The following is a 14,065-nucleotide window of genomic DNA, read 5'->3' as shown; positions in this document are numbered from 1 at the left end:
AATCCCCGTGAGGAATGTAATCATCGATTATTTTTCCTTTTTCAGCATGAATATATTATAATCTTAGTATTCTACAATACTACAAGATACATTGGAGGAGTAATAAATTGCAAGAAGTTTCTGAATCACTCGATCAATTTGATGGAATCGAAGCCTGGACCAAATTAGGAATTTCCATTGGAATTTTTCTAATCTTCCTTTTGCTTCGGAAAGTATTTACTACATATATATTCAAGTTCTTTCTACGAATTGCAGAAAAACGCAAAGTAGAATTTGCCGCCAACTTAATGCTCGCTATAGAACAGCCGGTAAGATGGCTTATCGTTTTAATTGGTGTTATTATTTCACTGCACTATTTTCCGATCGACTCACCTTCGGTTGAATTAAGATCGAAAATATACAGATCGTTTTTTGTCTTCTTATTCTTTTGGACGATTTTCAATATCAGTTCGATCTTAACCATTTTATTTCCGAAATTAGTAGGTAAATTCGGGCTTGAAGTCGATCAAATCGTCATGCCGTTCTTTACGAAAATCATAAAATTAATCATCATTGCTTTTGGTGCCTCCATCATTGCTGAAGAATGGGGATTTAATGTCGATGGATTCGTTGCAGGGCTTGGATTGGGTGGATTGGCTTTCGCTCTTGCCGCTAAAGATACAGTCAGCAATTTCTTTGGAGGGATCGTCATCGTTACCGAAAAACCTTTTACCATAGGAGATTGGGTCAAAACTCCAAGTGTGGAGGGAACCATTGAAGACATCACATTCCGAAGCACCAAAGTTCGGACTTTTGCCCAAGCTTTAGTTACAGTCCCAAATGCGACCCTTTCGAATGAACCGATCATCAACTGGTCCAAGATGGGAAAAAGACAGATTGCCTTCCATTTAGGTGTGAATGTCACGACACCAAAAGAAAAATTGGAAAATGTCATTAAAGACATAGAAAGAATGCTGATTGATCATCCTGAAGTCCATCCGGAAACGATTTTGGTTAAATTTGATGAGTTCAGTCATTCCGGTTTCAATCTTTACCTTTATTTCTTCACGAAAGCGACGGACTTTGGAGGATATTTATCAATCAAAGAAGATGTGAACTTTAAAATAATGGAGATATTGGAACAGGAAGATGTACAAATTGCCATTCCGTCCCAAACCTTCATTCTTCAAAAAGACTCAAATATGGAAGCCATGAATGATTTTGAATCCATGCGAGACTGACAAAAAGACTTGCCCAAAACGGCAAGTCTCAGACTGTAGACAAAACGGCAAGTCTCAGACTGTAGACAAACTCGATGAAAATCGAGTTTGTCTACAGTTTTTTTTAGGGGTTTGTAAAATTTGAACGTTGATTTCCACTCCAGGCACTCGCTTTCCGCGGGCGGTCCGGGAGTCTCCCCTGGACGCGCTTTTCCTGCAGGAGTCTCGCACACCCGCTCCAATCAACTTTGTTTTAACTTTTATATAAACCCTTTTGCCTAAAGTCTTTATTGTTTTAGTATAGACTATTTAAAACTTGAGGTGATGAGGATGCTTTCTAAACATGATTCTATTCAGCGAGATCAACTTGAAATGATTACTTTAGATCAACTGGTGCCAGCAAACCATTTGGTTCGTAAATGGAGGCTGCCATTGACTTCTCTTTCATTTAGAAAGTAGGACGCCCAAGTATTAATCCAGCTAAATAAGTTAAACTGACCTTCATTCAATATACCTTCAGTATTCGTTCAATACGTAAAACATTTGAAAGAAGGTTGAAACAAATATAATATGGCTTACCGTTGGTTCTTTGCCTCAGCAGCTGGCATTAAGATACGGCAGAAATGTTCAAACAGGTCTGTATCTTTAAAGCGTCGTTTAATTTTTCCCGAACATTGAGAAATGAGGCACTTTATCATGAATACCATATCGCACTGACTTTCACATGTGTGGAATCCATGAATACTTGCTCTGCACTTATTAACTTAAATAAGCGAAAATTCAAAGGGAATTTCAAAAGGGGTTCGGAATTTTTTAATTCCGAACCCTTTTTGTCTACAAACTGTGACTTGCCCAAAACGGCAAGTCTTTTTTAGCTTCAAATAAAAACTCTTAAAACATCACATGCTTATGTGATATAATTCTTTCATTGTGTTGAAAATTCCAAATATTGATATTGAGGTACTTTAATGAATCAGACTTATACTAAATCACAAAAGATCCGCCTGTTATTTTATATATTGATACCTATCCTGATAACCCAAATCAGCATGTATGCCATGACCTTTTTTGATGTGATGATGTCGGGACAATACAGCACTCAGGACGTTGCTGGCGTCTCCATCGGCAGTTCGCTATGGACACCCGTGTACACGGGGCTGAGCGGGATATTGATTGCCTTAACGCCGGTGGTTTCACAGCTGGTCGGTTCCAGGCAGTCTAAATCCGTTTCCTATTCCGTGATGCAGGCCATTTATTTAGCTGTCGCTTTAGCCTTGTTCATATTAATCATTGGGGCGTTTTCTTTGAACCCCGTATTGAATGCCATGGACCTTGAAGATAGTGTACACATGGTTGCTCATGATTATTTGATCGCACTTTCACTCGGTATCATTCCTTTATTCATTTATAATGCGTTAAGGGCCTTCATTGATGCTCTGGGGCAGACCAGGATTTCCATGATCATCACCTTATGTGCACTTCCGGTAAATGTCCTTTTTAATTACCTGTTAATCTACGGGAAGTTTGGATTCCCCGAACTTGGCGGTGTCGGTTCCGGGTACGCCACTGCCATTACTTATTGGTCAATTGCCCTGGTTGCCATCCTTGTTGTAATAAAAATCAACCCGTTTTCGACATATAAGGTTTTCAATGAATTTTTCCGGGTTTCCTGGAAAGAATGGCGGGCTTTATTATTGATTGGGGTACCCATCGGGCTGGCTATCTTTTTTGAAACAAGCATTTTCTCGGCCGTCACCCTTTTGATGAGTAAGTATGATACCGTGACAATTGCTTCGCATCAGATTGCCATGAATTTTGCGTCCCTGCTTTATATGATACCGCTAAGTATATCCATGGCTTTGACGATCGTCATTGGATTTGAAATTGGGGCAACCCGTTATAAAGATGCAAAAGTGTATAGCTGGATTGGCATATCGATGGCCTTGACGATGTCGCTCGTTTTGTCGACCATCCTATTCCTCTTCCGTGAACCTGTGGCTTCTTTATACACAAAAGATCATGAGGTAATGATGCTGACTTCACATTTTTTAATATATGCCATCTTCTTTCAGATATCGGATGCCCTCCAGGCACCCATTCAGGGTATATTGCGTGGATATAAAGATGTTAATGTCACATTTGCGATGTCACTGGTCTCCTACTGGATTCTCGGGCTTCCCATTGGCTATTTTTTTGCAAAGTATACCGATATGGGAGCCTTTGGGTATTGGATCGGCTTAATTACCGGCTTGGCTCTCGGAGCTATAGGCTTGGCGGCTCGCTTACGGTTCATACAGCAAGTGAAATATAAAAAAATGGCGTGAAAAAAGAGTGGGGCTGGATTACCGGCCTCACCCTTTTTCATTCTCACGCTAGGCTTTATATATTTTCCCAAGAACATCCTTACCGCCTGTTACCGGTATGATGCTGCCGGTAATGAAATCTGACTCCTCATCACAAAGAAACGTGACGACCCTCGCTATATCTTCGCCTGTACCCGGTCTGCCGACTGGAACCGTACCATCCTTTTTTGCCCTCGCGCCCCTGATTTCCCCCTCTTTCCAATCACCTACGATATCACCAGGACAGACCATATTCACGGTGATGCCATGTGTAGCTTCTTCGGCAGCTAAAGTTCTTGTCAAGGAGGTCAAGCCGCTCTTTGCAGCTGCAAAAGCAGAACGATAAATCCAGCCTGGTGCAGTTTCACACCGTTCAAACCCTAATGTAATGACTCTGCCCCAGTTTCTACTTCGCATTTGCGGAATAAGTTCCTTCGCAAAATAGAAAAAACCATTTAAATTCCCATCCATGATGTACTTCCATTCATCACTGCCATATTCAGTCATGTGTTTACGATCATGCATATATGGCCCTGCGTTATGAACGAAGATATCAACATGGCCAAAGGCCTCCAAAATCTTTTGTAAAATATTGCGGCAATCTTCTTCACTTGACGAGTCACCTTGAATCGCAAGTGCCTTAACATGGTATTTTTCCTGTAATTCATCCACTAATGCTAAAGCTGCCTTTTTACTTTTTCGATAAGTAATGATAATGGACATTCCATTATCCGCGAGTGAAAATGCCATCCTTTTGCCGATTCCCGTTGCTCCACCAGTAATAAAAGCTACTTTTTCATCCACAGGCCTACCCTCTTTATCTAATGGATTTTACTTAATTATACATAAGTTTATTCCATTTTCTATAATTTAGTAATTTTATAAAAGAACCTATGGGCTTTAGCTGCATAAAATATAACAAATAAACCTGTCAGACCATAAGCAGGAGAGAGGAATTCAATATGTTTCCCTGGAATTCACTTTTTTCTTTTAAGAATAACCCGAACCAAAAGGACTTTTTGAAAAATATGCAGCAAAGTGACGTACAATCATTCATTGAAAAAGTATTCTCACAAGTCATCCCTGACAATATGCAAAGTATGATGAACCAAAATGATGGTCGCTCACAAAAAGAAAATGCCAGATCTGAACATCCTTTACATGCCGAAGTATTTGAAACTCACTTATATGTCTTTGTAAGAATACCCATAGAAAATGAATCTTGGCTAAAGAAAATGAAACTTTACCATACTTCTAACCAATCCATCATCGAGGGGATTCCTGAAGAGTCGGATCGACATGTCATAACACTCCCCGCACTTGTTAAGAAAAAAGGGGCTTCAGCCCAGTATAAAGAATCAACATTGGAAATACGTCTTCAGAAAAGTTTCAACACACAGTATTCAGAAATCGATGTATCCGAGATTTAAGTTGCTATACATGGACCTCACTGATGATAAGGTGCTGTTCCTGTTAGTTCTTGGTCCAATCCTTTTAGAATCCGCTAAACTTCATTTCTGGAATGGCATGATCCATACTCATAAAAAAAAGCGCACCCCATATAATGGGATGCGCTTTTCTACTAATCTATTATTTTCCGATGAATTGTTGAGTCCAGTAGTTACCAGATTCTACGTAACCTACTCCGATATGAGTAAAGCTTGAGTTCATGATGTTTTCACGGTGTCCTTGGCTATTCATCCAAGCTTGTACCACTTCTTCAGGTGTTTGTTGACCTTGTGCGATGTTTTCGCCAGCTGTTTTATAGCTGATTCCGAATTGTTTCATCATATCGAATGGTGAGCCGTAAGTTGGGCTATTGTGATCAAAGTAGTTTTTATCTTTCATGTCTTGAGACTTGATACGTGCAACTTTGCTCAACTCAGTGTCGATTTTAAGAGCTGCCAAACCTTGTTTTTCACGTTCTGCATTAGTTAATTTAACAACTTCTTGTTCAAAAGCGCTTAATTCAGAGCTTGTCTCTTGTTTTTCATCAGTTGATTTTTCAGGTGTTACTTCAGGTGTTTCAGGTTTTGCTTCAGGTTTTGCTTGGTTCGTTGTTCCAGCTTCTTGACCTGGTGTTTGAACTGGTGTTTGAACTGGCTTTTGAACTGGTGTTTGTTGTGCCTGCGCTGCAGGTAAAGTGATATTGTATTTAGCTAGGTATTGGTTAAGGACTTTTTGCATATCCTCTTTATTAATAGATTTATAAGTTACTTGTTTAACAGTATCACAGTTGGCTGCTTCAGCTTGGTTAGCTCCTACTCCTGTGAATATAATAGCTGCAGCCGCTGCTGCTGACATAAACATTTTCTTTTTCATTCGTATTTCCTCCTGTGATGTTCGTTTTGTGTTGTGCTTTGCTTCTGGAATTATCATAACATGCACTTTTTGTAATAAATGCACCATTAATTTCCATCGAATTTAACAGGATACGAAAGAGAAAATATTATTATCCTAGTTTCAGAGAAAACTTGTAAGAATGCTTTACCTATCTATGTTTCTTTCGTTGGTATATATACTCATATTTTTCCAGCCCTTACTTGTCAATGGTAGTTACATAGAACCATTTCCATTGAATACTAATAACTTTTTGTTGACATATCGTATTTAACCAACACAATATGACTTTCATTACTTTTATGTTACAAATTTTTCGATTTAACTTCGACACTCCGTCTTTTGTCTAGATTATTTCTACCCTATTGCCTTGAGCCATTTTTCAAAAAAAAAAAAAAAAAAAACAATCCGGATTCACTCCCGAATTGTTTTGGTTTTGATGGTCATTCATCATTTCATTTCTTCATCGTCCATTTCGTCCATTTCCTTTTTCCCGCCATTTTGTTCAGGAGTGCTTGGTTTCCCTATGACGAATTCTTTCTTTGGCATGTTGTGCATATCCCTTGCCGTTACATGGGCATATACATAATAGGTTCCTTCTTCATCAAAAGTCTTTTCCAATTCATATATGCCATTTCCTTTATGTTTTACTGCAATCTTGTCATGGTCATCGCTATTCGCAAGCCAAATTTCAAAACTGACATCATCCGCATCTGTCACGACTTCGTCCCCATAAGTCACTTTTGCCTGAAATTTCACAGGCTCATTCACTTTACCCTGAATTGGATCGACAGCTAAATCGACATTTAACATTTTCGGAATTTCCTCTTCCTTGCCGCATCCGGCCAAAAAAATTAATGTCATGCAAAATAACACGATTTTTTTCATTTTTGAACGTATCCCCTTTTTATGAATTCCATTCTTCTTTTATAACCGGTAGGATGACCCTGACTTTTGTTCCCCTTTTTTCCTTGCTTTCTATTTCGATTTTACCATTTTGCAATTCCACCAATTTCTTGACAATGGACAGTCCAAGCCCTGAACCGCCATCAAAACGGCTGCGTGCTTTGTTCACTCGGTAAAAACGATTCATGATATGTGGCAGATCCGCTTCCGGGATCCCGTTACCCGTGTCAGTAATCAGCAGTTCGCAATCATCTTTATGCTGAATTAGGGTAATATGGATCGACCCTCCAGGATCCGTGTACTGAATGGCATTATCAAAAATGTTATGCAGGATCTGTTCCATCCTTCCTTCATCCCCAAAAATAATCGGGTCTGGATCCAGATCCAGCTGTAAGTCAAATTGCTTTTCTTTTATTATCGGTTCATATTTCACAAGTACGTCTTCTATGAATTGGGCATAGGCAATCGGGGTTTTATTTAACAAGAATGGATCACTATCCATTTTTGTTAAGTCCATCAGATCTCCCACAAGCCGCTGCAGCCTAAGGGCCTCCCTTGAAATGAGATGAAGGTATTTCCGTTGTTCTTCATCATTTTTCACGACGCCATCCAATATGGCCTGCGTGTATCCCTTTACGTAACTAAGCGGGGTTCTGAGCTCGTGTGCAACATTTTCTAGAAATTCTTTTTTTCTTTCTTCTTCCAAATGGATGGAATTGGCCATATCATTAAAGGCTATTGCCAGTTTACCTATTTCATCATGGCTCCTTACATGGACCTGTATGTCATAATTCCCCTCTGAAACACGATGGGCTGCAGTCTCTATTTCCTTAATCGGACTGATTAGCCTTTTCAACCATTTTGTAGTAAAAAATATCGCGACTATCAAGAATAATAGTACCGCTGCCAACCATTTTGCTGCAAATTCCTTTAGCAAGACCGTAATGGAATCTACTGGAATATATGTATAGATGATACCTTCGAGGCGATCTTCGTCAATAAGGGGGATGATCGCCGCTACAATGTTCTTTTCAAACCTTTTCTCATATCCCTCTTTTTCAACGGCTTTCCCATCTAAAAGCATTTCCCGTTCTTCTTCAGAAATAAGGGTATCATAATTGATTTCAAAAGGCAGACAGGCACTCAATTCCCTGGGATTGTTGACGACAAAGACCTCGCTGTCATTCTTACTGTTAAACCATTCAACTTTTTCCTTGAAGTCATCACTGATTTCTCCGCCGGTATAATCCGCCCCTAGCAATGATGCTTCATTGACTAAATCTGTTTTAAGCTTCTCCACATATAGATTTTTATAATAATATTGAGAAAGTGAGTAAGCGAACAAAACGGAAAGGATGATGGCGGTGATGATGGTGAGCCATAATTTAAATGAGAGGGTTCGCCATTTATTGATCATTTCTTTTCCTCTATCTTATAACCGATTCCCCAGACGGTTTGAATGTAATCGGCCGCTCTTAATTTCATTCGTAACGTTTTGATATGGGTATCCACGGTACGTAAAGATCCTCCATACTCCCCGCTCCATACATTTTCAAGCAGTTGTTCACGGCTGAGCGCCTGGCCTTTATGACGCATAAGAAATAACAGCAATTCGAATTCTTTCAAGGTTAAATTGATTGCCTTCCCTTCAACCAATACCGTTCTGGATTGTAAGTTCAAGCTAATTTTACCGAATCGGACATGGTTTTGATTCTCTTCATTCAATGATAATTTCCCTGTCCTTCGCAATACAGCTTCAACCCTAGCGACCAACTCTCCTGGATTGAACGGCTTGACGATATAATCGTCGCCGCCAAGCTTCAGCCCTTTCACCTTATCCCATTCTTCACCTTTCGCACTGACAAATATCACAGGGATCTCCCAATTTTCACGAATTTCTTCACAAACGGAGAAACCGTCCATACCTGGCATCATGATATCCAATAGGATTAAATCCACTTCCTCTGTTTCAACCATCCTTATAGCTTCTTTTCCATTCGCAGCTTGAAGGCATCGATAACCTGAGTTCAGCAAATACATTTCAACTAGATTTCGCATATCTTCTTCATCATCCACGACTAAAATGTTGTAAGCATGCATGTCATCTACTCCCTCAACATCAATTGGAACGGACCTTCGCCGACTTTTATCGTTTTTTTAACATCGACTGTTTCAGCATCCATTACATACACTTCATCACTATCATATCCCGCCACGACCACATCTTCATTGAAGTTCGCCATTTCAAAGGGGTTGACGCCGACCACTTTGCTTTTCACTTCCTCATATTGATCATTCAATTTATATAAGGAGCTTGTACCATGACTAAGGACAAATATACCTTCAGCATTCTCCAGGAACTTTATCGGCATGGTGGGGGCCTTCAGCTTCTTCTTCAATTCTCCTGTTTTTGCCGAATAAATATATAGATCATCTTCCACTTGGTCCCCATCACCGTGTCCTCCGATCCATATTTCATCCTTTTCTTCCCTTAATAATGTGCCGGTGCTGGAACTATGTACGGGAAATTCGAAATCGACTTTTTTCGTTTCAAGATTTATCACTGAACATTTGGTATCACCAAAATTAATAACATACAAACGATTCGCTTGCTCTCCTTGAAGAACGGTCAAGGGGCTTTTACCAACCTTGACAATATCCTGTTCCTCCCCATCAGCATTTAAAAAATAAATGGAATGATTCGCTTGATTGACCGCCACGATGCTTTTTCCATCACGTAACAACTGCATATTGACGATTCCTTTCCCAATTCCCCAACTGTTTATCAGTTTTCCTGCTGATAAAGAGTAAACTTGGACATTCTTCATCTCCTTTCCATAAAGCAGGATAGTATCTTTATCTGCCAGGAGCAGGGCACCGGTAAATGGTTCTGAAATATCCCATTTTGCAAATGGATGATAGTTTTCATCTATAAAAGTCAGAGAAGTATCCTTGATATTGACAGTCGCCAGAAAAGATTCACTTTTATTGATTTTAGTAAATGCATTACCGCTATTACACCCAGTAAGCATTACGATGGCAAGAAAAAGCCCAATGCCCCACTTCATATTTTAAGCTCCTTATTCATTAAATATCTATTTTTTTAAAATTTTAACAATGATTTGTGAAAAAAGTATGAAGCGGAAAAGAATATTTGCTAACAACATCCGTATCACAATCGGAAATCATAATCTTTCCAATTCAGTGATATAAAGCATGACGATCGCATTTTTCATTTCTTCCGAAAGCGAAGATTCCATCACGCGTTTAATGCAGAGGTAAAATTTCTCCAATACTGTTTTTCGGGCACGGGGATGGGCATTTTCATCCAAGAGCTCACGGCGGATGAGTTCCGACAAAACTTCCCTTCCACCTCCATCGGTCACCTTACGATTGTTCCATATGCTTAAATAAGCCACCAGTAATTCTTCTTGCCTGATATTTTCTTTCATAGTATCCCTTCCATCCATTACTAATTCATACATATTATTGATCAAGTTCGTAAAGACTATCTTAATAATACGATCACGCTTTTTAAAATTCAAAAAAGGAGTGAGTACAGTGTCTCAAGTATACCGCTGTCCGAATTGCCGGACAAATAAATCTCGCTTCAATCTCATTCAGCAAGTAGCAACCCCCGTTAAAAAGGATCCGCAATCCGGTGAGATTGTTGAACAATATTCGAACGATTCCCTTCAGCCGTTCCATCTAGCATATAATGGTCCTGAAGTTCGGGTGCAATGTGCTGCTTGCGGATTAATAGAAGACGAAAAGACATTTGCCGCCTTTGGAATGCAAGAATAAAAATGGTCAGACCCACAAATGGGTCTGACCATTTTTTCAATCTTTTCCCACCGACATCTTAGCCCGGTCTATGGCAATTGGAATGGCTTTTCCATCCTCATATCCTTCATCCAATAATGCATTCGCGATCTCTATAGCCTTTTCCCTGACTTCTTTATCTAGATTCTTCATCGAATTTGGGTAATCGTTCTTATTCCATGGCATTAATACCGCCTCCTTGATAAGAAAGTCTTCTTATATGTTTCCCTTCATTTATGGGCGGTAAACGTTTATCGGGCCGCTCTCGCTTCCAAAGCTTTCAACTGACCGATCAACATTTCCTCATCCAACTTTTCCCCGATCATGACGATATTCAATGGCATTTTCATCATTTCATTCATATACATCGGCATTCCGTAGGAGTATTGAAATAAATGGGGGTATTGTGAATGTGTAAAGGAAATGTATCCTTTCATTCTATATACCGTTTCCGGCAGGGACCTGAGCCACTCTTCAAAGTCGGTTTGTGCCACGGCACCTTCAAATGTATGAACGACTGCAGTTAAATGCAAATGGTCATGTACATCAAGCTTTTGATGGCCATTTTGCCGATTTCTTTGCATTCCTTGCAATGATTTCAAGGAAACGTCTGCATACTCCGTCAATAAACATACAGCATCCGTATTCAGCGCCTGTATCGTATATATCAGTTGTGCAGCCTCCATCTCACTTACTAAATCCGCTTTATTCAATAATATGAAATCGGCATGGTGGATTTGCTCGGCCAGCAGCTGTCGAAGCTGCGGAGACAGTTCCTCGCGATCGCGCCACCTTAATAAATCGACCACCGTGATAATCCCTTTATACTCCAGCCTTTTGGCGAAAATCGGCGACATGATGCCATCCAATACTTCAACTGGATGAGCAGCGCCCGTCGTTTCAATATAAACCGCATCCAGGTCATTTTCGGTTAGCAATCCATGAAGCTGAACCTCCAGTTTATCTTGAATTGTGCAACAGATGCACCCGTCAAACAACTCCTTCAGAGGCACTCCATCACCAATGAGTCCGCTGTCAACCGATACACTGCCAAGCTCATTTAAAAGCACGGCCACTTTTCTGCCCGCGTCACTTTCCTGCTTTAATATATTTCGAAGAAGCGTCGTTTTCCCGCTGCCGAGAAAGCCGCCCAATATGTATACTTCGGTTGTTTTCATTCTTATCTGCTCCTATAATCCGGTTAAATTCGATTCGGTTAAATTTTATCATACTTATCTTACTAACGCACTTGCCGGATCCAAATAAAAAAACCAGCCCTTAAGCTGGTTTCAGACATAGACAAATTCGAAGAAAAGCGAGTTCGGCTTCAGTTTTTTATTTAAAAACGCTCCAGTCGATTTCAGAAATCCGCTCCCTTTCCGCCGACTGTCTGCCAAGCCTCCTCGACGCAAGCGTCTGTGGGGTCTCGGCTAGCCAGTTTTTCGGCAGGAGTGTCGCAAATTTCTTCCATCCAATAAGGATTACAGTAAAAAACCATTAAGGATAATCTGATTGTTTTTTAAAATCATGGTTGGGGATGAGACCATTCCGATTTCCCTTTTGTCGACAAATTGAAACCAGCCTGGAAGCTGGTTTTTCAACATTGATTCATGCTTGAACTTCGTCTTTTTCGTAAATCGGCACCCAACCTGCAGCTGTAACGAAAATGCGGACAGCAACAGTTTTCCTATCCTCTGCAAGCGTGAAATAGTGTCTTGTTGATTCTGGTACACTAATAAGATCTCCTGGATTAAGGCGCACATCAAACCACTGTTTATCTTTGCCTTCAATGGCAAAGATACTCGTTCCGCCTGCTATGAAACGCACTTCATCATCCTCATGGTGATGTTCCTGCTTAAAGTTTTCAAGCATTTGATCCAAGTTCGGATTCGCATCGGATAATGTGATGATATCATGCGCTTTATATCCTCTTCTTTCGGAGATTTCCGCTATCTCTGATTGGAATGCTACAAGGATTTCCTCCTTGTCAGCATCTGTTAGATCGTATTTTTCCACGAGATGGGCCGGTAATTTAGAAATGTCCCATTGCTCATAAATAACCCCTTGTGTTTCTAAAAATCCTTTTACCTGTTCACCGTTTTCAATAACCTCGTTTGTTTCATGGAATCTGATTGTCGCCATCATTCATTCCTCCTCTATGAGTGTTTATCTTAAAGACCCTGCAAACGCCTTTTGTTGATTAAGCAACAGTTGATATTGAAATAAAAATTCGCAAGCTTCAAGTATTCTCTTTGCTTCGAGTCCGCTTTTACCCCAAACCGTAATACCATGATTGCGGATCAGCACTGCGCCAGAGTCTTCTTCGACATGTGGCTCGAACTTATCGGATAACAGCGGAATGTCAGCATGATTATATATGATTGGAATCCGAAGTTCCGAATCTTCATCCCACCGACCGGTCGCTTTAATGATTTCATGATTACGAAAAGAAACTTGGCCTTCATCTCCGTACAATTCGGATATCACATTATTTTCAACTGTATGGACATGGAGTACACAGTTCGCATTCGTTTTCCGGTAAATGACTGTATGAAGTAAAGTTTCGGCCGATGGTCTTAGGTTCGTTTCTTCAACTGGCTTTCCTTTTAAATCCACCAGTAAAAAGTCCGAATCCGATTGCTTCCTTTTATCCTTACCGCTTGCCGTAATATAAAAGTAAGGGTTTTTGGGCTCCCGAATGGACAAGTTCCCGCTAGTTCCCATAAACCAATCCCTTTCGGCCAGTTCAGCTTTAATATCTGCCAGCTCCTGCCATTCTTTAGAATGATCGTTCACGCTTTAACCACCTCCTGCTGCTTTAAAATATCAATTACATCAAAAAACGTTTCAAAGCCTTGATGTGGAATCCCTTCCCTATCGCATTTTTCAAGCAGTATGTCACGGGCTATGACAAAATCGGCCTGTTTTGCAGCTTCAAAATCCGTTATTGAATCTCCAATAACGAATTTAAAATCTTCCGCACCCGCAATTTCCCTCATAATGGATGGCTTGCAGCAACCGCAATCATTATTACATTGATCATCACAAGCATGTGGCCACTCAATATAAATCTTTTCCTTATCAAAAAATGCATGGTTGCAATAAACGGACTCTGTTGGCAAGATATCATTTAAAAGCGGTGCAATGAAAAAATCCATGCCCCCGCTTACAATATATAAAGGAATGTTGGCTTGTTTCGTATACTCAACGAATTCATTAAACCCTGGACGAATGCCGGCCGTCTTTCTTACATATTGGATGATGTCATCCTTCAAGCCGCTATCAAGCAGGGAAAACATATCCCCTACTCCTGAAGATATACTGATTTTTTGCTGAAGGACACCATCTTTCAACGCTTCCCATTCCGGAGGCGCAAATTTCTTCATGATGGAAATGATATTATCCGTGTTGGTGATCGTTCCGTCAAAATCACAAAAGATGATCGGTTTCATTATT

Annotated in this window: 15 protein-coding genes and 2 pseudogenes; 5 read left to right on the top strand and 12 right to left on the bottom strand. The window is 40.2% G+C overall.

Annotated features, from left to right (window positions below):
- The first annotated feature begins 107 nt into the window (after window positions 1-107).
- From ACIQZD_RS17755 to ACIQZD_RS17745, 3 genes and pseudogenes are all read left to right on the top strand, one after another.
- Entirely contained in the window at window positions 108-1,220 is a 1,113-nt protein-coding gene (locus ACIQZD_RS17755; RefSeq protein WP_402904999.1) for a mechanosensitive ion channel family protein, read from the top strand.
- A 309-nt stretch (window positions 1,221-1,529) separates the two neighbouring features.
- A pseudogene (locus ACIQZD_RS17750) lies at window positions 1,530-1,787 on the top strand (transposase); the annotation flags it as partial.
- Between the two features lie 380 nt (window positions 1,788-2,167).
- Window positions 2,168-3,523 carry an MATE family efflux transporter gene (locus ACIQZD_RS17745; protein WP_402904997.1) on the top strand — a complete coding sequence of 452 codons (1,356 nt, stop codon included), beginning with the start codon at window positions 2,168-2,170 and terminating at the stop codon, window positions 3,521-3,523.
- Between the two features lie 48 nt (window positions 3,524-3,571).
- Here the strand turns inward: ACIQZD_RS17745 and ACIQZD_RS17740 are convergent, their stop codons facing one another.
- The gene (locus tag ACIQZD_RS17740) at window positions 3,572-4,345 is read right to left on the bottom strand and encodes an SDR family oxidoreductase (RefSeq protein WP_402904995.1); all 774 of its coding nucleotides are present in this window, start codon (window positions 4,343-4,345) and stop codon (window positions 3,572-3,574) included.
- Between the two features lie 158 nt (window positions 4,346-4,503).
- On the opposite strand from ACIQZD_RS17740, the gene ACIQZD_RS17735 reads away from it, so the two are divergent.
- A complete protein-coding gene (locus ACIQZD_RS17735; RefSeq protein WP_402904993.1) occupies window positions 4,504-4,971 on the top strand; it encodes an Hsp20/alpha crystallin family protein in 468 nt (155 codons plus the stop codon).
- A 160-nt stretch (window positions 4,972-5,131) separates the two neighbouring features.
- On the opposite strand, the gene ACIQZD_RS17730 is transcribed toward ACIQZD_RS17735, so the two are convergent.
- The 6 genes from ACIQZD_RS17730 to ACIQZD_RS17705 form a co-directional block, all read right to left on the bottom strand.
- Window positions 5,132-5,863: a CAP domain-containing protein gene (locus ACIQZD_RS17730; protein ID WP_402904991.1), complete on the bottom strand. Its 732-nt coding sequence runs from the start codon at window positions 5,861-5,863 to the stop codon at window positions 5,132-5,134.
- Between the two features lie 468 nt (window positions 5,864-6,331).
- Complete coding sequence (locus ACIQZD_RS17725) at window positions 6,332-6,769, bottom strand: FixH family protein (protein WP_402904990.1); 438 nt, start codon at window positions 6,767-6,769, stop codon at window positions 6,332-6,334.
- A gap of 19 nt (window positions 6,770-6,788) precedes the next feature.
- Window positions 6,789-8,204 (bottom strand): sensor histidine kinase, encoded by a 1,416-nt coding sequence (locus ACIQZD_RS17720; RefSeq protein WP_402904989.1) that lies wholly within the window; start codon window positions 8,202-8,204, stop codon window positions 6,789-6,791.
- The gene (locus ACIQZD_RS17715; protein ID WP_402904987.1) at window positions 8,201-8,887 is read right to left on the bottom strand and encodes a response regulator transcription factor; all 687 of its coding nucleotides are present in this window, start codon (window positions 8,885-8,887) and stop codon (window positions 8,201-8,203) included. Before ACIQZD_RS17715 ends, ACIQZD_RS17720 begins: the two co-directional genes overlap by 4 nt.
- 5 nt (window positions 8,888-8,892) lie before the next feature.
- Window positions 8,893-9,855, bottom strand: a complete 963-nt coding sequence (locus tag ACIQZD_RS17710; protein ID WP_402904985.1) for a YncE family protein — start codon at window positions 9,853-9,855, stop codon at window positions 8,893-8,895.
- Between the two features lie 117 nt (window positions 9,856-9,972).
- Window positions 9,973-10,239 (bottom strand): hypothetical protein, encoded by a 267-nt coding sequence (locus ACIQZD_RS17705; RefSeq protein WP_402904983.1) that lies wholly within the window; start codon window positions 10,237-10,239, stop codon window positions 9,973-9,975.
- Window positions 10,240-10,348: 109 nt separating this feature from the next.
- On the opposite strand from ACIQZD_RS17705, the gene ACIQZD_RS17700 reads away from it, so the two are divergent.
- Window positions 10,349-10,591: a DNA alkylation repair protein gene (locus ACIQZD_RS17700; RefSeq protein WP_101225235.1), complete on the top strand. Its 243-nt coding sequence runs from the start codon at window positions 10,349-10,351 to the stop codon at window positions 10,589-10,591.
- Between the two features lie 57 nt (window positions 10,592-10,648).
- On the opposite strand, the pseudogene ACIQZD_RS17695 reads toward ACIQZD_RS17700, so the two are convergent.
- From ACIQZD_RS17695 to ACIQZD_RS17675, 5 genes and pseudogenes are all read right to left on the bottom strand, one after another.
- A pseudogene (locus tag ACIQZD_RS17695) lies at window positions 10,649-10,795 on the bottom strand (DUF2188 domain-containing protein); the annotation flags it as partial.
- 65 nt (window positions 10,796-10,860) lie between these two features.
- Window positions 10,861-11,787: a CobW family GTP-binding protein gene (locus tag ACIQZD_RS17690; protein ID WP_402904980.1), complete on the bottom strand. Its 927-nt coding sequence runs from the start codon at window positions 11,785-11,787 to the stop codon at window positions 10,861-10,863.
- Window positions 11,788-12,217: 430 nt separating this feature from the next.
- The gene (locus ACIQZD_RS17685) at window positions 12,218-12,751 is read right to left on the bottom strand and encodes a cupin domain-containing protein (RefSeq protein WP_137023436.1); all 534 of its coding nucleotides are present in this window, start codon (window positions 12,749-12,751) and stop codon (window positions 12,218-12,220) included.
- A 24-nt stretch (window positions 12,752-12,775) separates the two neighbouring features.
- On the bottom strand, window positions 12,776-13,405 hold the full coding sequence (locus tag ACIQZD_RS17680) for a methylthioribulose 1-phosphate dehydratase (RefSeq protein ID WP_402904978.1): 630 nt from the start codon (window positions 13,403-13,405) through the stop codon (window positions 12,776-12,778).
- Window positions 13,402-14,061, bottom strand: coding sequence for a 2-hydroxy-3-keto-5-methylthiopentenyl-1-phosphate phosphatase (locus ACIQZD_RS17675; RefSeq protein ID WP_402904976.1), 660 nt, complete (start codon window positions 14,059-14,061; stop codon window positions 13,402-13,404). The genes ACIQZD_RS17680 and ACIQZD_RS17675 overlap by 4 nt, the downstream gene beginning before the upstream one ends.
- Window positions 14,062-14,065: the final 4 nt, after the last annotated feature.

It is taken from the genome of Peribacillus sp. NPDC096447 (assembly GCF_044762725.1).
Taxonomy (GTDB): domain Bacteria; phylum Bacillota; class Bacilli; order Bacillales; family DSM-1321; genus Peribacillus.
This window is presented reverse-complemented; position numbering and strand designations above follow the sequence as displayed.